The 20056-nt window shown below is 65.6% G+C and carries 18 protein-coding genes; 16 read left to right on the top strand and 2 right to left on the bottom strand.

The features are described 5' to 3' along the window. Positions 1 to 3: 3 nt before the first annotated feature. Positions 4 to 1008, bottom strand: coding sequence for a type I glyceraldehyde-3-phosphate dehydrogenase (gene gap, locus POR01S_RS03075; protein ID WP_007158681.1), 1005 nt, complete (start codon positions 1006 to 1008; stop codon positions 4 to 6). Positions 1009 to 1144: 136 nt separating this feature from the next. Between gap and edd the strand changes: the two genes are divergently transcribed. From edd to POR01S_RS03135, 12 genes are all read left to right on the top strand, one after another. After that, on the top strand, positions 1145 to 2974 hold the full coding sequence (edd, locus tag POR01S_RS03080) for a phosphogluconate dehydratase (protein WP_042133676.1): 1830 nt from the start codon (positions 1145 to 1147) through the stop codon (positions 2972 to 2974). Next, the gene (locus tag POR01S_RS03085; protein WP_007158679.1) at positions 2971 to 3948 is read left to right on the top strand and encodes a glucokinase; all 978 of its coding nucleotides are present in this window, start codon (positions 2971 to 2973) and stop codon (positions 3946 to 3948) included. Before edd ends, POR01S_RS03085 begins: the two co-directional genes overlap by 4 nt. 105 nt (positions 3949 to 4053) lie before the next feature. Further along, positions 4054 to 4794: a response regulator gene (locus POR01S_RS03090; RefSeq protein WP_007158678.1), complete on the top strand. Its 741-nt coding sequence runs from the start codon at positions 4054 to 4056 to the stop codon at positions 4792 to 4794. After that, a complete protein-coding gene (locus POR01S_RS03095) occupies positions 4784 to 6232 on the top strand; it encodes an ATP-binding protein (protein ID WP_042133679.1) in 1449 nt (482 codons plus the stop codon). The genes POR01S_RS03090 and POR01S_RS03095 overlap by 11 nt, the downstream gene beginning before the upstream one ends. A 124-nt stretch (positions 6233 to 6356) precedes the next feature. Continuing rightward, positions 6357 to 7619: an ABC transporter substrate-binding protein gene (locus POR01S_RS03100; RefSeq protein ID WP_042133681.1), complete on the top strand. Its 1263-nt coding sequence runs from the start codon at positions 6357 to 6359 to the stop codon at positions 7617 to 7619. A 163-nt stretch (positions 7620 to 7782) separates the two neighbouring features. Further along, positions 7783 to 8700, top strand: coding sequence for a carbohydrate ABC transporter permease (locus POR01S_RS03105; RefSeq protein ID WP_027599667.1), 918 nt, complete (start codon positions 7783 to 7785; stop codon positions 8698 to 8700). Further along, positions 8693 to 9523 (top strand): carbohydrate ABC transporter permease, encoded by an 831-nt coding sequence (locus POR01S_RS03110; protein ID WP_007158674.1) that lies wholly within the window; start codon positions 8693 to 8695, stop codon positions 9521 to 9523. The genes POR01S_RS03105 and POR01S_RS03110 overlap by 8 nt, the downstream gene beginning before the upstream one ends. An 11-nt stretch (positions 9524 to 9534) precedes the next feature. Further along, positions 9535 to 10635 carry an ABC transporter ATP-binding protein gene (locus tag POR01S_RS03115; RefSeq protein WP_042133683.1) on the top strand — a complete coding sequence of 367 codons (1101 nt, stop codon included), beginning with the start codon at positions 9535 to 9537 and terminating at the stop codon, positions 10633 to 10635. Between the two features lie 128 nt (positions 10636 to 10763). Beyond that, positions 10764 to 11669 (top strand): carbohydrate kinase family protein, encoded by a 906-nt coding sequence (locus POR01S_RS03120; RefSeq protein WP_007158672.1) that lies wholly within the window; start codon positions 10764 to 10766, stop codon positions 11667 to 11669. A 40-nt stretch (positions 11670 to 11709) separates the two neighbouring features. Then, complete coding sequence (locus POR01S_RS03125) at positions 11710 to 12921, top strand: AGE family epimerase/isomerase (protein ID WP_042133685.1); 1212 nt, start codon at positions 11710 to 11712, stop codon at positions 12919 to 12921. Positions 12922 to 12985: 64 nt separating this feature from the next. Then, entirely contained in the window at positions 12986 to 14386 is a 1401-nt protein-coding gene (locus tag POR01S_RS03130) for a carbohydrate porin (RefSeq protein ID WP_007158670.1), read from the top strand. A gap of 92 nt (positions 14387 to 14478) precedes the next feature. After that, the gene (locus POR01S_RS03135) at positions 14479 to 14652 is read left to right on the top strand and encodes a DUF1289 domain-containing protein (RefSeq protein ID WP_007158669.1); all 174 of its coding nucleotides are present in this window, start codon (positions 14479 to 14481) and stop codon (positions 14650 to 14652) included. A gap of 389 nt (positions 14653 to 15041) precedes the next feature. Here the strand turns inward: POR01S_RS03135 and POR01S_RS03140 are convergent, their stop codons facing one another. After that, a complete protein-coding gene (locus tag POR01S_RS03140) occupies positions 15042 to 15911 on the bottom strand; it encodes a LysR family transcriptional regulator (RefSeq protein WP_042133688.1) in 870 nt (289 codons plus the stop codon). A gap of 141 nt (positions 15912 to 16052) precedes the next feature. Here POR01S_RS03140 and leuC point away from each other — a divergent pair, with 141 nt between their 5' ends. From leuC to leuB, 4 genes are read left to right on the top strand one after another with little or no spacing between them, the layout of a single operon-like run. After that, the gene (gene leuC / locus POR01S_RS03145; RefSeq protein ID WP_042133689.1) at positions 16053 to 17477 is read left to right on the top strand and encodes a 3-isopropylmalate dehydratase large subunit; all 1425 of its coding nucleotides are present in this window, start codon (positions 16053 to 16055) and stop codon (positions 17475 to 17477) included. A gap of 11 nt (positions 17478 to 17488) precedes the next feature. Continuing rightward, positions 17489 to 18133: a 3-isopropylmalate dehydratase small subunit gene (leuD, locus tag POR01S_RS03150; protein ID WP_027599661.1), complete on the top strand. Its 645-nt coding sequence runs from the start codon at positions 17489 to 17491 to the stop codon at positions 18131 to 18133. A gap of 45 nt (positions 18134 to 18178) precedes the next feature. Then, complete coding sequence (locus tag POR01S_RS03155) at positions 18179 to 18943, top strand: class I SAM-dependent methyltransferase (RefSeq protein WP_027599660.1); 765 nt, start codon at positions 18179 to 18181, stop codon at positions 18941 to 18943. 19 nt (positions 18944 to 18962) lie between these two features. Beyond that, on the top strand, positions 18963 to 20045 hold the full coding sequence (gene leuB / locus POR01S_RS03160) for a 3-isopropylmalate dehydrogenase (RefSeq protein WP_027599659.1): 1083 nt from the start codon (positions 18963 to 18965) through the stop codon (positions 20043 to 20045). Positions 20046 to 20056 lie beyond the last annotated feature (11 nt).

Raw genomic sequence — 20056 nt, forward strand, 5'->3', positions numbered from 1 at the left:
ACCTCAGGCCGGCGCGTTGACCAGCGCCTTGCAGGTATCGAGCATACGGTTGGAGAAGCCCCACTCGTTGTCGTACCAGGCCATGATCTTCACCAGCTTGCCGCTCACCTTGGTATGGTTGGCGTCGAAGATCGACGACAGGCGGTTGTGGTTGAAGTCGATGGAGACCAGCGGCTTGTCGTTGTAGCCCAGTACCGGCGAGGCTTCGGCCGCGGCCTTCATGAAGGCGTTGATGGTCTTGGCGTCGGTTTCCTTGGCGGTCAGGATGGTCAGATCGACCAGTGACACGTTGATGGTCGGCACCCGCACGGCCATGCCGCTAAACTTGCCTTGCAGCTCCGGCAGTACCAGGCCCACGGCCTCGGCGGCACCGGTCTTGGTCGGGATCATCGACTGGGTGGCCGAACGCGCCCGGAAGGGATCAGAGTGATAGACGTCCGACAGGTTCTGGTCGTTGGTGTAGGCATGGATGGTGGTCATCAGACCGTTCTCGATGCCCAGTTCGCGCTGCAGCACCTGGGCGACGGGCGCCAGGCAGTTGGTGGTGCAGGAGGCGTTGGAGATGATCTGGTGCGACTGGCGCAGGATGTTGTCGTTGACGCCATAGACGATGGTGGCGTCCACGTCCTTGCCCGGGGCCGAGATGATCACCTTGGAGGCGCCGGCTTCCAGGTGGGCAGCGGCCTTGTCGCGGTTGGTGAAGAGACCGGTGCACTCGAACACCACGTCGACCTTCATCTCTTTCCACGGCAGCTCGGCCGGATTGCGGATGGCCGTCACGGCGATGCGATCGCCATTGACCACCAGCTTGTCGCCCTCGACGGACACCTCGGCAGGGAAGCGGTCATGAACGCTGTCATACTGTAGGAGATGCGCATTGATGGCGGCGTCGCCCAGGTCGTTGATCGCGACGACCTCCAGGTCCTGGCGATAGCCTTCGGTATACAGCGCCCGCAGCACGTTGCGGCCGATGCGTCCAAAACCATTGATGGCAATACGAATACTCATTGAGAGAAACCTCGCGATAGCTGGGTTTTGTTGTAAAAAACATTACACATGACGCGTGCTAAGCGGAATAATAGCGCCAATTTGGCTGTGAATGTTTTAAATAACAACAAATTTAGCCCGGTGGAGAATCGAAACCATGCATCCTCGCGTCCTCGAAGTCACACAGCGGTTGGTGGAACGCAGTCGTCCGACCCGTGAGCGTTACCTCGCCATGATCCGGGCCGCCGCCAGCGACGGTCCGCAGCGCGGCAAACTGCAATGCGCCAATTTCGCCCATGGCGTCGCCGGGTGTGGATCCTCGACGGATAAGCAGCGCCTCCGTTTGATGGACCAGGCCAACGTCGCCATCGTTTCCAGCTACAACGACATGTTGTCGGCTCATCAGCCCTATGAGCACTATCCGGAGATCATCAAGCAGGCCCTGCGCGAGATCGGCTCCGTTGGTCAGTTCGCCGGTGGCGTACCCGCCATGTGCGATGGCGTGACCCAGGGCGAGGCCGGCATGGAGCTGAGTCTGGCGAGTCGCGAAGTCATCGCCATGTCCACCGCCGTGGCCCTATCGCACAACATGTTCGACGCCGCGCTGCTGCTCGGCATCTGCGACAAGATCATTCCCGGGCTGATGATCGGCGCGCTGCGCTTCGGCCATCTGCCGATGATCTTCGTCCCGGGCGGCCCCATGCCGTCGGGCATCTCCAACAAGGAGAAGGCGCGCGTGCGCCAGGCCTTCGCCGAGGGCAAGGCGACCCGCGAAGAGCTGCTGGAATCGGAGATGAAGTCCTACCACAGCCCCGGCACCTGCACCTTCTATGGCACCGCCAACACCAACCAGGTGGTGATGGAGGTCATGGGCCTGCACCTGCCGGGTTCCTCCTTCGTCAATCCCTACACCCCGCTGCGTGACGAACTCACCCGCGAGGCGGCGCGCCAGGTGACCCGCATCACCCACCAGAGCGGCAACTTCATGCCGCTGGGCGAGATCGTCGACGAGAAGTCCATCGTCAACTCGGTGGTGGCCCTGAGCGCCACCGGCGGCTCGACCAACCACACCCTGCACATCCCGGCCATCGCCCAGGCCGCCGGCATCCAGCTGACCTGGGACGACATGGCCGAGATCTCGGCGGTGACCCCGACCCTGGCCCAGGTCTACCCCAACGGCAAGGCCGACGTGAATCACTTCCACGCCGCCGGTGGCGTCAACTTCATGGTGCACACCCTGCTCGAGGCCGGGCTGCTGCACGAAGACGTCAACACCATCATGGGTCGCGGCCTGTCGCGCTACCTGCAGGAGCCCTTCCTGGTGGACGGCAAGCTGGAATGGCGCACCGGCCGGGCCGAGAGCCTGGACGAAGACATCCTGCGTCCGGCCAGTCGCCCGTTCAACGAGGAGGGCGGTCTGCGCGTCATGCAGGGCAACCTCGGTCGCGGCGTGATGAAGGTGTCGGCCGTGGCGCCCAAGCACCAGCTGGTGGAAGCCCCGGCGCGGGTCTTCCATGACCAGAGCGAACTGGCCGCCGCCTTCAAGGCCGGCGAGCTGGAGCGCGATTTCGTCGCGGTGGTACGCTTCCAGGGACCCAAGGCCCTGGGCATGCCCGAGTTGCACAAGCTCACCCCCTACCTGGGCGTGCTGCAGGATCGCGGTTTCAAGGTGGCGCTGGTCACCGACGGCCGCATGTCCGGCGCCTCGGGCAAGGTTCCGGCGGCGATTCACGTCTGCCCGGAAGCCATCGATGGCGGTCCGCTGGCCAAGGTCTGTGATGGCGATCTCATCCGCGTCGATGGGCGTACCGGAGAGCTGAAGATTCTGGTCCCGGCGGACGAATGGATGGCCCGCCAGGCGGTCGAAGCGCCCCAGGGCACCGGGGTAGGCTGTGGTCGTGAGTTGTTCGCCTTCATGCGCGGCGCCATGAGCACGGCCGAATCGGGTGCCAGTGCATTTACTTCCAGCCTGGAGGCGCTGAAATGAGTTTGGCTTTGGTTGGCGACATCGGGGGCACCAATGCCCGCTTCGCCCTGTGGCGCGACGGTCGCCTGGAGGCCATCGAGGTCTTCGCCTGTGCGGATTACGCCTGCCCGGAAGACGCCGTGCGCAAGTACCTGGCGCAGACCGGCGTGGCGCTGGACGACATCACCGCCGTGTGCCTCGCCTGTGCGGGCCCGGTGGGCGAGGGTGACTTCCGCTTCACCAACAATCACTGGGTGATCAAGCGCGAGCAGTTCTGCCGCGAGCTGGGCCTGACCCATCTGCTGCTGATCAACGACTTCACCTCCATGGCCTGGGCGATCGCCCGCCTGGATCCGGCGGACTCCGTCCAGGTGCGCGACGGCATTGCCCTGCCGACCCGCCCGCGCCTGGTGATCGGGCCGGGCACCGGCCTGGGTCTCGCCAGCCTGGTGCCGAGCGGCAAGGATCGCTGGATCGTGCTGCCCAGCGAGGGCGGTCATGTCGACCTGCCGATCAACACCCAGCGCGAATTCGATATCTGGAAGATCCTCAAGCGCCAGTTCGGCAACCACGTCTCCGCCGAGCGCGTGGTGTCCGGCAGCGGCCTGGTCAACCTCTATCACGCGAGTTGCGAACTGGACGGCCGGACCGCCGCCCTGCACAGCGCGGCGGACATCTGCGAGCTGGCGCTCAAGGGTGATCCCTATGCCGACGCCGTGCTGGAACAGTTCTTCATCTGGCTGGCGCGGGTCGCCGGCAACGCGGCCCTGACCCTGGGCGCCCTGGGTGGCGTCTACATCGCCGGTGGCATCCTGCCGCGCTTCGTCGAGCGCTTCCAGAGCGGGGCCTTCGCCCATGCCTTCGCCGACAAGGGCAAGACCAGCAGCGCCTACCTCAAGGACATTCCGGCCTGGCTGGTGACCGCCGAGTACCCGGGCCTGTTCGGTGCCGGCGTCGCCCTGGATCAGACCATCGCCGAGGCACGGCAGGCCTGATCCATCCCCGGGGTCGGGCGACTACTCAAGGTCGCCCGACCCCGGTATGCTGCCGGCACTACCGGTAGCTGGCCTCCGGCCAAGACAACAAGAGCGATCATCGCCATGTCCACCCTGGGCAAATCCCTCCTGGTCGTCGACGACGACGGGGAAATCCGTGAACTTCTCGACGCCTATCTCACCCGTGCCGGCTATCTGGTGCGCGCCGTTGGCGACGGCCGCGAACTGCGCCGGGCGCTGGGCGACTTCGTCCCCGATCTGCTGATCCTCGACGTCATGCTTCCCGGCGAAGACGGCTTCGCCCTCTGCCGCTGGATGCGCGAGCAGTCCAGTTGCCGCCAGGTCCCCATCATCATGCTTACCGCCAGTTCCGACGAAGCCGATCGGGTGATCGGCCTGGAGCTGGGCGCCGACGACTACCTGGGCAAGCCCTTCAGTCCGCGTGAATTGCTGGCACGCATCAAGGCGCTGCTGCGCCGGGCCGGCTTCGGCGAGACGCGCCCGGCGGCCACCGGTCTGCTCACCTTCGACGACTGGCGCCTGGATCCGGTCAGCCACCGGCTGTTCCATCGCGACGGTGAGGAGGTGATCCTCTCCGGCGCCGATTTCACCCTGCTCAAGCTATTTCTCGACCATCCCCAGCAGATCCTCGATCGCGACACCATCGCCAATGCCACCCGCGGGCGCGAGGTGCTGCCGCTGGAGCGCATCGTCGACATGGCGGTGAGTCGCCTGCGCCAGCGCCTGAGAGACACCGGCAAGTCGCCGCGGCTGATCCGCACCGTACGGGGTTCCGGCTATCTGCTCGCCGCCGAGGTCAGCGGACTGGTCGCCGATGCGGTGTAGCGGTCTGCTCGCGCGGCTGGTGCCGCGTTCCCTGTTGGCGCGGATGCTGCTCCTGACCCTGCTGGCGGTGCTCCTGGCCCAGGGTGCCTCGGCACTGTTCTGGTCCGCCTCCCTGCGCAGCGACCGCAACCAGGGCCTGCAGACGGCGGCCCGCAGCCTGGGCTATTCCATCGCCGCCAGCGTGCGCTACTTCAGCCTGCTGCCGCCGGCCTATCGGCCGCTGGTGCTGGAGCAGTTGCGAAACATGGGCGGCACGCGCTTCTTCGTCTCGCTCAACGAAAAGCCGCTGACCATGCAGGCGCTGCCGGATACGCCCGGCCGCCGGGCGGTGCTCCAGGGGGTCGAGGCGGTACTGCGCGAACGCCTGGGCGCGGCCATGCCGATGTACGTCGAATTCATCGGCCCGCAGCAGCTGCGGCTATTCAACGGCGCCGTGGCGCTCGACGAACTGCCGCGCTCCTGGGCGCACTACGCCCTGAGTCTGGAGCCGCTGGAGCCGCCGGTGCTGGTGACCCAGATCCGCATCGGCGAAGGGGAGTGGGTGTATCTCGCCACCCTGATGCCGGCGCCCTACTACAGCCTGGACGAGTCCTGGCTGCCGCTGCAGCAGCTGCTGTTCATGGTCTTCAGCAGCGCCTTCCTGCTGCTGTTCATCGGCCTGCTGATCCGCTGGCAGAGTCGCCCGCTCAAGCGGCTGTCGCGTGCCGCGCGAGAGCTGTCGCTGGAGGTGCATACGCCGCCGGTGCGCGAGGAGGGCGCCCAGGAGATCCGCGAGGTCACCCGCGCCTTCAACGCCATGTGGGAACGCATCGCCCGTTACCTGGACGAGCGCGCCCAGCTGTTCAGCGCCATCTCCCACGACCTGCGCACGCCCATTACCCGGCTGCGCCTGCGCGCCGAGCTGGTGGACGACGAGGTGATGCAGGCCAAGCTGGTGCGCGATCTCGACGAGCTGGACCTGCTGGTCAAGGGCGCCCTGCAGTGTGTCAAGGACACCGACATCCACGAGAATCTGGAGCCGGTCGACCTGCAGGCGCTGCTGCTGCAGCTGGTGGAGCCCTTCACTCAGGAGCAGCCACCGCGGGTGCGCCTCACCGGGGAAGCCCGGGGCACCCTGCTGGGCAAGCCGCTGGCGCTCAAGCGCTGCATCGGCAACCTGCTGGACAATGCCCTCAAGTATGGCTATCGCGCCCACCTGCAGGTGGAAGACGACGGCCAGGCCTTCGTCCTGCATGTCGACGACGAAGGCCCGGGGGTGCCGGAGCAGGAGCTGGAGCAGGTGTTCCAGCCCCATGTCCGCCTGGCCACCGACCGCCAGGGTTACGGCCTGGGCCTGGGCATCGCCCGCAACCTGGCCCATGCCCATGGCGGCGAGGTGGAGTTGCGCAACCGCCGCGAGGGCGGTCTGCGGGTGACCCTGACCCTGCCGCGCAGCTAGGTAGCCGTCTTTCGCTATGTCACCAGCCCGTGACAAATCTCCTTCCCTTCGTTACCCACGGCCGCAGTCGTCTGACTAGACTCGGCCCAGCTCCAATAAAAAAACAACAAGGAACGACCCCCTCATGAATGCGTTGAATCGTCTCGCTCTCGCCGTTTCCCTTTCCTGCGCCGCGCTCGCCGCCCCCCTGACCGCCCATGCCGGTGAGGTCGAGGTGCTGCACTGGTGGACCTCCGGTGGCGAGGCTCGCGCCGTCGATGTCCTCAAGCAACTGATGCAGAAGCAGGGCGATACCTGGAAGGACTTCGCCGTGGCCGGTGGCGCCGGCGAGGCCGCCATGACCGTGCTCAAGACCCGCGCCGTCTCCGGCAATCCACCGTCCGCCGCCCAGCTCAAGGGCCCGGACATCCAGGAATGGGCCGGCATGGGCTTCCTGGCCAACATCAGCGACATCGCCAAGCAGGGCAACTGGGACACCATCCTGCCCAAGCGCGTGGCCCAGACCATGCAGCACGATGGCGAATACGTCGCGGTACCGGCCGGCATCCACCGCATCAACTGGCTGTGGATCAACCCCGCCGTCTTCAAGAAGGCCGGCGCCAAGGTCCCCACCACCCTGGACGAATTCTTCGAGGCCGCCGACAAGCTCAAGGCCGCCGGCGTCGTGCCCCTGGCCCATGGCGGCCAGAACTGGCAGGACGGCACCATCTTCGAATCCCTGGTCATGGCCATCATGGGTCCGGAAGGCTACGACAAGGTCTTCGTCCAGACCGACGCCGACACCATCCGCAGCGACAAGATGGTCGAGGTATTCAAGACCTTCAAGCGCATCAAGGGCTATGTCGATCCCAACGCCGCCGGTCGCGACTGGAACCTGGCCACCGCCATGGTCATCGAGGGCAAGGCCGGCATGCAGATCATGGGTGACTGGGCCAAGGCCGAATTCACCGCTGCCGGCAAGAAGCCGGGCGTCGACTACGAGTGCGTGGTGATGCCGGGCACCCAGGGCGACTTCATCTACAACATCGACTCCCTGGCCATGTTCAAGATCAAGAACAAGGACAACCAGAAGGCCCAGGACGACCTGGTGCGCACGGTCATCGACAAGCCCTTCCAGGAGGTCTTCAACCTCAACAAGGGCTCCATCCCGGTACGCAACGACATCGACCTGGCCAAGTTCGACAGTTGCGCCCAGCAGTCCGCCAAGGACTTCCAGGCGGCCAACGCCGACAGCAAGGCCGAGCCGAGCATGGCGCACAGCATGGCCAACACCAGCTATGTGCAGGGCGCGATCTTCGACGTGGTGACCAACTTCTTCAACGACGCCAACGCCGATCCGAAGAAGGCCACCGAGCAACTGGTCGCCGCCATCCAGGCCGCCAAGTAAGGCCAATCGCGGCCATGGCGGTCCGCCGCTGAGACCGCTCCTGCAGGCGCCCGAACTGCCTGTAGGAGCGGCCCATGGCCGCGATAAGCCCAGGTGCTGTGCCGCGATGCATTCTGAGACCGGCCAGCTCCATAAAAATAATACCACCCCTTGGGAGCGCTCCATGGCTCTTACCGAAACCCTTCCCGTCGCGACCGTCAGTCGACGTCCGGACCGGCTGCAGCGCCTGCTGCCCAAGCTGGTGCTGGCGCCCACGGCCATCGCCATGGTCGTCTGCCTCTATGGCTACATGCTGTGGACGGCGGTGATCTCCTTTACCAACTCGCGCTTCCTGCCCAGCTACACTTTCGCCGGCTTCGCCCAGTACGCCCGGCTCATGGAAAACGATCGCTGGCTGGTGGCCTGCAAGAACCTGGCGATCTTCGGCGGCCTGTTCATCCTGCTGAGCCTGGCCATCGGCGTCTTCTTCGCCATCCTGCTGGACCAGCGCATCCGCCGCGAAGGCTTCATCCGCACCATCTACCTTTATCCCATGGCGCTGTCGATGATCGTCACCGGCACCGCCTGGAAGTGGCTGCTCAACCCCGGCATGGGGCTGGACAAGTTGCTGCGCGACTGGGGCTGGGAGGGCTTTCGCTTCGACTGGCTGGTGGATCCCGACCGGGTCATCTACTGCCTGCTGATCGCCGCCCTCTGGCAGGCCTCGGGCTTCGTCATGGCCATGTTCCTCGCCGGCCTGCGCGGCGTGGATTCCTCCATCCTCAGAGCCGCTCAGGTCGACGGGGCAGGGCTGCCGACCATCTACCTGCGCATCGTCCTGCCCAGCCTGCGGCCGGTGTTCTTCAGTGCGGTGATGATCCTCGCCCACATCGCCATCAAGAGCTTCGACCTGGTGATGGCCATGACCGCGGGCGGCCCCGGTTACGCCTCGGACCTGCCGGCGGTGTTCATGTACCAGCACACCTTCACCCGCGGCCAGATGGGCCTGGGTTCGGCCAGTGCGGTGCTGATGCTCGGCGCGGTGCTGGCGGTGCTGGTGCCCTACCTCTACTCGGAATTGCGGAGCAAGCGAAATGGCTAAGGCTCTGAACGTCAATCGCGTGGCCATCCACGCCACCCTGATCATCGCCTGCGCGGTCTATCTGGTGCCGTTGCTGGTGATGCTGCTGACCAGCTTCAAGACCCCGGACGACGTCCGCACCGGCAACCTGCTGAGCCTGCCCCTGGATTGGACGATCATCGGCTGGCTCAAGGCCTGGGACGTGGTGCACAGCTACTTCTGGAACTCCTTCATGATCACCGTCCCGGCGGTGCTCATCTCCACCTTCATCGGCGCGCTCAACGGCTACGCCCTGTCGAAGTGGCAGTTCCGCGGGTCGAATCTGCTGTTCAGCCTGCTGCTGTTCGGCTGCTTCATTCCCTTTCAGGTGATCCTGCTGCCGATGTCCTTCACCCTCGGCCAGCTGGGCCTGGCCAACACCACCGCCGGCCTGGTGCTGGTGCACGTGATCTACGGCCTGGCCTTCACCACGCTGTTCTTCCGCAACTACTACGTGGGCATCCCCGATGCCCTGATCAAGGCAGCGCGGCTGGACGGGGCGGGCTTCTTCACCATCTTCTTCAAGATCCTGCTGCCGCTGTCCACGCCCATCGTGATGGTCAGCCTGATCTGGCAATTCACCCAGGTGTGGAACGACTTCCTGTTCGGCGTGGTGTTCGCCAGCGGCTCGTCGCAGCCCATCACCGTTGCCCTGAACAACCTGGTCAACACCAGCACCGGCGCCAAGGAATACAACGTCGACATGGCGGCCGCCATGATCGCCGCGCTGCCGACGCTGCTGGTCTACATCTTCGCGGGTAAGTATTTCGTCCGGGGCCTGACCTCGGGCGTGGTCAAAGGATAAGGAAGGCCACCATGGCAGCTCTCGAACTCAAAAGCGTACGCAAGACCTACGGCAACGCCGCCCAGGAAGCCCTCAAGGGCATCGACATCCGCATCGACGCCGGCCAGTTCCTCATCCTGGTAGGGCCCTCCGGCTGCGGCAAATCCACCCTGATGAACGCCATCGCCGGCCTCGAAGACATCAGCAGCGGCGCCATCTGCCTGGACGGCGAGGACGTCACCCAGGTCGAGCCCAAGGACCGGGATATCGCCATGGTGTTCCAGTCCTACGCCCTGTACCCGACCATGACCGTGCGCGAGAACATCGCCTTCGGCCTGAAGATCCGCAAGACGCCCAAGGAGCAGATCGACGCCGAGGTGGCGCGGGTCAGCAAGCTGCTGCAGATCGAGCACCTGCTGGAGCGCAAGCCGGCGCAACTCTCCGGTGGCCAGCAGCAGCGGGTGGCCATGGGCCGCGCCCTGGCCCGGCGGCCCAAGCTCTATCTGTTCGACGAGCCGCTCTCCAACCTCGACGCCAAGCTGCGGGTGGAGATGCGCACCGAGATCAAGCTGATGCACCAGCGCCTGCAGACCACCACCGTCTACGTCACCCATGACCAGATCGAAGCCATGACCCTGGGCGACCGCGTCGCGGTGATGAAGGACGGCGAGGTGCAGCAATTCGGCACCCCCGAGGAGATCTACAACGATCCGGCCAATCTCTTCGTCGCCAGCTTCATCGGTTCGCCACCGATGAACTTCGTGCCGGTGCGCCTGGAAGCGCGCGAGGGCAGGGTGGTCGCCCGCGTCACCGGTGATATCGGCGACAGCCAGGTGGACCTGCCCGATCTGGACCCGGCGCTCGCGGGGCGAGAGGCTATCCTTGGGGTGCGCCCGGAGCAGATCCAGTCGGCGCATCCGGCGGACAACGCCGTGCCAGGCATCCTGACGCGGATCCAGGTGGTCGAGCCGACCGGTCCCGATACCCTGCTGTATGCCGAGTGGAACGGCACCAAGGTCTGCTGCCGGGTGGCCCCGGGTGAAGCGCCGCGGGCCGGCGACCAGGTGCTGTGGCGGATCGATTCGCGACGGGCGGTGCTGTTCGATCCTGCGAGCGGTCGCCGACTTTCTTGAACGGAGCTCATGGCTGAAACGTTACAGCAATGGTAAGGTCCGCCCGCCGCCGCGCCTGACGTCGGGTCGCGGCCCTACCAGAGGCCAGGAGTGCAGCTCCGGCCGCCGTGACAGACAGGAGAACAACAATGGCACTACCCCGCGTTGTGGTCTTTGGCGAAGCCCTCACCGACATCGTCCAGGGTAATCCTGGCGAATGGCGGGGTTACCCGGGCGGTGCCCCCTGGAACGTGGCGCGTGGCCTAGCCCGGCTGGGCGTGGAAAGCGCCTTTGGCGGCGCCATCAGCCAGGACGGTCTGGGTGACGAGATCGCCTGGCAGTCGGAAACCGCCGGCCTCGATACCCGCTTCCTGCAGCGCGTCGCCGCCGATCCGCTGGTGGCCATCGTGCCGTCGAGTCGTCCGCCGCGCTATTTCTTCGCTGGCGAAGCCGATCTCCAGTTCGATCCGGCGCTGCTGCCCGAAGGCTGGCTGGAGGCCGCCGAGGTCTGCCATTTCAGCTGCATCAGCCTGGCCCGCTATCCGCTGGCCGACACCCTGCTGGACCTGGCCCGTCAGGCCAAGGCCGCCGGCAAGCGCCTGAGCTACGATCCCAACTGGCGCAACCTGATGGACGATCGCTATCGCCAGCAGACCTTTCCCGAGCTGGTGCGCCTGGCCGACGACATCAAGCTGTCCGACGAAGACATCCGCCAGATCTATCCGGGCCTGGACGAGCGTGCCGCGCTGGACGAATTGCGCGCTCTCAATCCCCACGCCCGCATCCTCTTCACCCGCGGCGAACACGGCCTGGTGCTCTATACGCCGGAAGGCGAGTGGCAGCAGGCCGCCATCGCCGTGGACGTGGCCGACACCGTGGGTGCCGGCGACGCCTGCATGGCCGGCTGGCTGGCCTCCGGCCTGCTGGGCCTGACCGATCTGCAGCAGCGCCTGAGATTCGCCGCGGCCAGTGCCTCGGTGTCCTGCCGCCATGCCGGCGCCTATGCGCCGACCCGCGCCGACGTCGAAGCCCTGCTGCAGGTGAGCCCCCTCTAGACCGCGTTCCCACAACAACAATAGCCGCCAAGGAAACCCGATGGACTTCCCCGATTTTCGTCGTCGCGACACCCTGCTGGAGCACGTCCGCCACACCCTGGCGTTCTACCATCCCCGCTGTGTCGATCCGCAAGGCGGCTTCTATCACTTCTTCAAGGACGACGGCACGGTCTACGACAGCCAGACCCGCCATCTGGTCTCCAGCACCCGCTTCGTTTTCGATTTCGCCATGGCCTACCGGCACTATGGCGATCCGGCCTTTCTGGACGCGACCCGCCATGGCCTGAGATACCTGCGCGAGCGGCATCGCCAGGCCAATGGCGGCTATGCCTGGCTGCTCGACGGCGACACCGTGGTGGATGGCACCAATCACTGCTATGGCCTGGCCTTCGTGGTGCTGGCCTATGCCCACGGTCTGCAGGCCGGCATCGAGGAAGCCCGCGGCTGGCTGAGCGAAGCCTGGGAATCGCTGGAGACCCATTTCTGGCGCGAAGCCGATGGCCTCTATGTCGACGAGATCAGCGCCGACTGGCAGACCGTGGCGCCGTATCGCGGCCAGAACGCCAACATGCACGCCTGCGAAGCCCTGCTGGCCGCCTTCGAAGCCAGTGGCGAGGTGCGCTACCTGGACCGCGCCGAGACCCTTGCGCGCAACATGACCCAGCGCCAGGCCGCACTGACCCTGGGGCAGGGCGGGGTGGCCGACGAGGTCCCCGGCGGCCTGGTCTGGGAGCACTACCACAGCGACTGGTCCATCGACTGGGACTACAACCGCGACGATCCGGCCAATCTGTTCCGGCCCTGGGGTTTCCAGCCGGGGCACCAGATCGAATGGGCCAAGCTGCTGCTCATCCTCGAGCGTCATCGCTCGCAGCCCTGGCTGCTGCCGCGCGCCCAGGCGCTGTTCGACATCTCCTGGCGCCTGAGTTGGGATGACGAGCACGGCGGTCTCTACTACGGCTTCGCCCCGGACGGCTCGCCCTGCGATCCGGACAAGTACTTCTGGGTGCAGGCCGAGGCCCTGGCTGCTGCGGCGCTGCTCGCGGAGCGCAGTGGCGAGGCCCGCTACTGGGAACACTATGAGGCGCTCTGGCGCTGCAGCTGGACGCATTTCATCGATCACGAGCACGGCGCGTGGTGGCGCCTGCTCGACCGTCGGAACCACAAGTACTCCGACGACAAGAGTCCGGCCGGCAAGGTCGACTACCACACCATGGGTGCCTGTTACGAAGTCCTCAACGTCCTGCCGTAAGTATTAGAGACGCGGGTTTCGGGCACCCGGGGTGTCATCACTTCAATAAAAAGGGATCTCAGTAATGAACAAGCAAAACCACAAGAATCGTCCGGGGCGCGCACTGCCCCTGGTGTCGCTGCTGGCCCTGGCGGTCGCCGCGGGTGCCCAGGCGGCGCCCCAGGCCAACCCGGGTGGCAACTTCAGTGGCGTCAACAACACCGAGGCCGCCTTCGAGCCGCTGGGCAACACCATGACCGGTGACTGGGGTGGCGTGCGCAAGGACCTGCGCGACAAGGGCTGGGACATCAAGCTCGAATACGTCGGCGAGGGCGCGACCAACCTGCGTGGCGGCTATGACGACGACCGCACCGGGCGCTGGAGCTCCCAGTACATGTTTGGTCTCTGGGGCGACATGAACAAGATCGCCGGCTGGGAGAACTCGGTGTTCAAGCTGGCCATCACCTCCCGTGACGGCCGCAACCTGACCGACGACCGCATCACCGATCCGCGCGTCGGCGGCTACTCCTCGGTGCAGGAAGTCTATGGCCGTGGCCAGACCTGGCGTCTGACCCAGCTGTGGCTGTCCAAGGGCTTCTTCGATGGCCGCCTGGACATCAAGGCCGGTCGCTTCGGTGAAGGTGAGGACTTCAACTCCTTCGAGTGCGACTTCCAGAACCTGGCGTTCTGCGGCTCCCAGGTCGGCAACTGGGAAGGCGTCTGGTACAACTGGCCGGTCAGCCAGTGGGCCCTGCGCGTCAAGTACAGCCTGACCCCCGAGCTGTTCGTCCAGGTCGGCGCCTACGAGCAGAATCCGTCGCTGCTGGAAACCGGCAACGGCTTCAAGCTCAACGGCAGCGGCACCAAGGGTGCGGTCCTGCCGGTGGAAATGGTCTGGTCGCCCAAGGTCAACGGCCTGCCGGGCGAATACCGTGTCGGCTACTACTACAGCACCGCCGATGCCAACGACGTCTACGAAGACGTCAACGGCAATTCCGCCGCCCTCACCGGGCTGGATTACAAGGAGCATTCCAGCAAGCACGGCTACTGGGTCGTGGCGCGTCAGCAGATCACCGCGCACAACGATGACCCGAGTCGCGGCCTGTCGGTCTTCGCCAACTTCACCGCCCACGCCAAGGACGTCAACAAGGTCAGCAACTACGTCCAGGCCGGCCTGGTGTACAAGGGCCCCTTCGATGGTCGTCCCAAGGATGACATCGGCTTCGGCGTCGCGCGCATCAGCACCAACAGCGACTTCCGCGACAACCAGCGCGCGCTCAACCAGGCCGCCGGTGCCACCGACTACGACGATCCGGCCTACACACCCTTGCAGCACAACGAGTACGACGCCGAGCTCTACTATGGCGTGCACGTGACCAACTGGCTGACCGTGCGCCCCAACATCCAGTACATCAAGAGCCCGGGTGGCGTGCGTGAAGTCGACAATGCCGTGGTCGGCGGCCTGAAGGTTCAAGCGGTTTTCTAAATCGCCCCCATAGCCCGCCATCCTGCCGGATGGCGCTGGACAGGGCCCTGCAGTGGTTATACTGCAGGGCCTTTTTCATTTCCGAGGTTGCCGTGGGTAAGGTCGAAAGTCCCTGCATCAGCCAGTGCAAGATCAAGGACGAAGTCTGCCAGGGATGTGGCCGCAAACGCTCAGAGATCAAGGGCTGGAAGGAATTGAAGGACAAGGAGCGCAAGGAAGTCATCGACAAGTCCAGGAAACGCCTGAAGAAGCTCAAGAAGGGCTGATGCGTTTCTGACGGCGCCGTAGGTTGGTCTGAGCGCCGCGAAGCTCGACAATGCCGGGCCGCGTGCCTTATGCGAGTGCCGGCTGATCGCGGCCATGGGCCGCTCCTACAGCACAGGCCGAATTACAGGAGCGGCCGCATCGGCGGACCGCCATGGCCGCGATGAAGACATCCAGCCCAGGTCGAGCCCGCGCTGTTGGAGTTGAACACCTACTCGGACAGCCCCCTCTCCCTTGGGGAGAGGGTTGGGGTGAGGGCGCTCCTCGCCATCAAACCCCCCTTGCGGAAAAGGCTGTGCCGTCTCCACGCTACGTATCTATGCGTACGGAGCCTGCCTGTAGGAGCGGCCCATGGCCGCGATCTCAGGCACGGCTAGTCCCCAATCACGGCTCAACCCGCCTCATCCAGCAACCCCATGAACGCCTGCGCCGCATTCGAATGGGTGCGCTCAGTGTGCAGGATGTACCCCAGCCGGCGTTCCAGCTGTATCCCCGGCAACGGCAGGCGACGCACCTGGTCATCCAGCAGGGTACGCGGCAGCACGCTCCAGGCCAGGCCGATGGACACCAGCATCTTGATGGTCTCCAGGTAGTTGGTGCTCATGGCGATATTGGGTGTCAGTCCCTGGGCATCGAACAGCCCATGCACGATCAGCCGGGTAAAGGTATTGCCACCGGGAAACACCGCCGAATGCCGCGCCACGTCGGCCAGGGTGACCTCCGCCTGGTTCGCCAGCGGATGTTCGGGCGCCGCCACGAAATCCAGGGGGTCGCTCCACACCGGCACCGCCTTGATCGGCGCCGCGGTCTGGGGCGCCAGGGTGATGATCGCCAGCTCCACCCGCCCATGCAGGATCTCGTCGTAGGCCGCTTCCGAATCGAGAAAGCGGATGTCCAGGGCGACGTCGGGATAGTCCCGGGTGAAGCGCCTGAGGATCGGCGGCAGCCGGTGCAGGCCGATGTGGTGACTGGTCGCCAGCGTCAGCCGCCCGCCGATGGCACCATTGAGATTGGTCAGGGCACGCCGGGTGTCATCGATCACGCCTAGAATCTGATAGGCGCGAGGGAGCAGGGCGCGTCCCGCCTCGGTCAGGCTGACCTCGCGCCCGATGCGATCGAACAGCCGCAGTCCCAGCTGCAGCTCCAGGGCGGCGATGCGTTTGCTCACCGCTGGCTGGGTCAGGTGCAGCCGCTCGCCCGCATCGGAAAAGCCGCCGGTTTCGGCCACCGCGACGAAGGCATTCAGATTGGCGAGATCCAAGACGTCGAATTCCTGTTGGTTATGCGCTTCATGAAAAAGATGAATTTGTTTCATGCGAGCCTAGCGCGGTATCTTTGACCCCACAAGCACCAAGGGCATGCAAAGGCCCGTGCCGTTCCACGCCTGATGAGGAATCGATCCATGGCTGGCAAGACGCTCTACGACAAACTCTGGGATATGCACCTGGTCAAGCAGCGCGACGACGGTTCCGCGCTGCTCTACATCGACCGCCACATCATCCACGAAGTGACCTCGCCCCAGGCTTTCGAAGGCCTGCGTCTGGCCGGCCGCAAGCCTTGGCGCCTGGACGCCAACCTGGCGACCCCCGATCACAACGTGCCGACCACCCCCGATCGCAAGGAAGGCCTCGACTCCATCAAGGACGAGATCTCGCGCATCCAGGTCCGCACCCTGGACGAGAACTGCGACGACTTCGGCGTCACCCAGTTCAAGATGAACGACGTCCGCCAGGGCATCGTCCATGTGATCGGCCCGGAGCAGGGCGCCGTGCTGCCCGGCATGACCGTGGTCTGCGGTGACTCCCACACCTCCACCAACGGCGCCTTCGGTGCCCTGGCCCATGGCATCGGCACTTCCGAGGTCGAGCACGTGCTCGCCACCCAGTGCCTGGTGGCTAAGAAGATGAAGAACATGCAGGTGTTGGTGGAGGGTGAATTGCCCTTCGGCGTCACCGCCAAGGACATCGTGCTCGCCGTCATCGGCAAGATCGGCACCGCCGGCGGTAACGGCCATGCCATCGAATTCGCCGGCAGCGCCATCCGCGCCCTGTCCATGGAAGGCCGCATGACCATTTGCAACATGTCCATCGAGGCCGGTGCCCGGGTCGGCATGGTCGCGGTGGATCAGACCACCATCGACTACGTCGAGGGCCGTCCCTTCGCGCCCACCGGCGCCGTCTGGGAAGCCGCCGTCGCCCAGTGGCGCGGCCTGGTGTCCGATGCCGATGCCCACTTCGACACCGTGGTCGAACTCGACGCCGCCCAGCTCAAGCCGCAGGTCAGCTGGGGCACCTCGCCGGAGATGGTCCTGGCCGTCGACCAGCAGGTACCGGACCCGGCTCGCGAAGCCGATCCGGTCAAGCGCGGTTCCATCGAGCGCGCCCTGAAGTACATGGGCCTCAAGGCCAACCAGCCGATCACCGACATCGTGCTGGACCGCGTCTTCATCGGCTCCTGCACCAACTCCCGCATCGAGGACCTGCGCGCCGCCGCCGCCGTGGCCAAGGGCCGCAAGGTCGCCGCCACCCTCAAGCAGGCGCTGGTGGTGCCGGGCTCCGGCCTGGTCAAGGCCCAGGCCGAGCGTGAAGGCCTGGACAAGGTGTTCATCGAAGCCGGTTTCGAATGGCGCGAGCCGGGTTGCTCCATGTGCCTGGCGATGAACGCCGACCGCCTGGAGAGTGGCGAGCACTGCGCCTCCACCTCCAACCGCAACTTCGAAGGCCGCCAGGGCGCCGGTGGCCGTACCCACCTGGTGAGCCCGGCGATGGCCGCCGCCGCCGCCATCGCCGGTCGTTTCGTCGACGTCCGCGACTTCGCCAACGCCTGAGGAGCCTGACCATGCAAGCCTTTACCCAGCACACCGGTTTGGTCGCACCCCTGGATCGCGCCAACGTCGACACCGACCAGATCATTCCCAAGCAATTCTTGAAGTCGATCAAGCGCACCGGCTTCGGCCCCAACCTGTTCGACGAGTGGCGCTACCTGGATGTCGGCCAGCCCGGCCAGGACCACAGCAAGCGTCCGCTGAATCCCGAGTTCGTGCTCAACCAGCCGCGCTACCAGGGCGCCAGCATCCTCCTGGCCCGCGAGAACTTCGGCTGCGGTTCCAGCCGCGAGCACGCGCCCTGGGCGCTGGATGGCTACGGCTTCCGCTCGGTGATCGCGCCGAGCTTCGCCGACATCTTCTTCAACAACAGCTTCAAGAACGGCCTCTTGCCGATCATCCTCAGCGATGCCGACGTCGACGAGCTGTTCCGCCAGGTCGAAGCCAGCGAGGGCTACCAGCTGGTGGTCGATCTCGAGAGCCAGACCGTGCGCCGTCCCGATGGCGTGGCGCTGTCCTTCGAGATCGATGCCTTCCGCAAGCACTGCCTGCTCAATGGCCTGGACGACATCGGCCTGACCCTGCAGGATGCCGACGCCATCGCGAGTTTCGAAGACCGCTATCGCCAGAGCAGTCCCTGGATGTTCCCCAGCGCCTGAACCCAGTCGCCGGCCCGCGAGGTCGGCGCTCTTTCCGGAGGCTCCATGAGCGGTGACCACGAGCAACACGTACAGCAGCAATTCGGCGCCACCGCCGAGGCCTATCTGACCAGTGCCGTCCATGCCCAGGGCGCCGAACTCCTCGAACTGCGCGACGCCGTGGCCCAGCGCGAAGGCGCCAAGGTGCTGGATCTCGGCTGCGGTGGCGGTCACGTCAGCTACAACGTGGCGCCCGTGGCCGGGCAGGTGGTCGCCCTGGACCTGGCCGAGGAAATGCTCTCGGTGGTCAAGCGCAGCGCGGCCGAGCAGGGCCTGGACAACATCAGCGTCCAGCCCGGCATGGCCGAGCACCTGCCGTTTGGCGACGCCAGCTTCGACTTCGTCTTCAGCCGCTATTCGGCGCACCACTGGCGCGACATCGGTGCTGCCCTGCGCGAAGTGCGCCGGGTACTGCGCCATGGCGGCGAGATGGCCATCATCGACGTGATCTCGCCAGCCAACCCGCGCCTGGATACCTACCTGCAGACGGTGGAGATCCTGCGTGACATCAGCCACGTGCGTAACTATTCCTTCGCCGAGTGGCACCGCCTGCTGGACATGGCGCGCCTCGGCGTGACCCGTTGCCGTCGCCAGCGCCTGCGCCTGGACTTCGCCAGCTGGACTGCGCGCATGCGCACCCCCGAGCCACAGTGCCAGGCCATCCGCAGCCTGCAGAGCAAGATCGGCCAGGAAGTGCGCCAGTATTTCGAAATCGACCGCGACGGCTCCTTCACCGTCGACGTCATGGTTCTCTGGGCCCAGCCCATCTGATTTGGAACAGGAAAAGACAATGAGCAAGCAGATCCTCATCCTGCCGGGCGACGGCATCGGTCCGGAAATCATGGCCGAGGCGGTCAAGGTGCTGGAAGCGGTCAACCGCGACCATGACCTCGGCTTCGAACTGGTTCATGACGACCTGGGCGGCGCCGCCATCGACCGTTACGGCGTGCCCCTGGCCGATGAGACCCTGGCGCGTGCCCGCGCCGCCGACGCCGTGCTGCTGGGCGCCGTAGGCGGTCCCAAGTGGGACAAGCTCGAGCGCGACATCCGTCCCGAGCGCGGTCTGCTGAAGATCCGTTCCGCCCTGGGCCTGTTCGGCAACCTGCGTCCGGCCATCCTCTATCCGCAACTGGCCGAGGCCTCGACCCTCAAGCCGGAAGTGGTCTCCGGCCTGGACATCCTCATCGTCCGCGAGCTGACCGGTGGCATCTATTTCGGCTCGCCGCGCGAGACCCGGGTGCTGGAGAACGGCGAGCGCCAGGCCTTCGATACCCTGCCGTACAGCGAAGGCGAGATCCGCCGCATCGCCCGCGTCGGCTTCGACATGGCCCGCCTGCGGGGTCGCAAGCTGTGCTCGGTGGACAAGGCCAACGTGCTCGAATCCAGCCGCCTGTGGCGCGAAGTGGTGGAGGAGGTGGCCAAGGACTATCCGGACGTCGAACTCAGCCACATGTACGTCGACAACGCCGCCATGCAGCTGGTCCGCGCGCCCAAGCAGTTCGACGTCATCGTCACCGACAACATGTTCGGCGACATCCTCTCCGACGAGGCCTCGATGCTGACCGGTTCCATCGGCATGCTGCCCTCGGCGTCCCTGGATGCGCACAACAAGGGCATGTACGAACCCTGCCACGGCTCGGCGCCCGACATCGCCGGCCAGGGCGTCGCCAACCCGCTGGCCACCATCCTCTCGGTGGCCATGATGCTCAGATACACCTTCGGTGCCGCCGCGGCGGCCGAGGCCATCGAGGCGGCTGTGGGCCAGGTGCTGGACCAGGGCCTGCGGACCGGCGACATCTGGTCGGAAGGCAAGCAGCGGGTCGGTACCCGCGAGATGGGCGAAGCAGTAGTAGCGGCGCTCGTTAGGCGTTAATCTGATCGGCC

This window comes from Pseudomonas oryzihabitans NBRC 102199, from assembly GCF_000730625.1.
Lineage (GTDB): Bacteria > Pseudomonadota > Gammaproteobacteria > Pseudomonadales > Pseudomonadaceae > Chryseomonas > Chryseomonas oryzihabitans.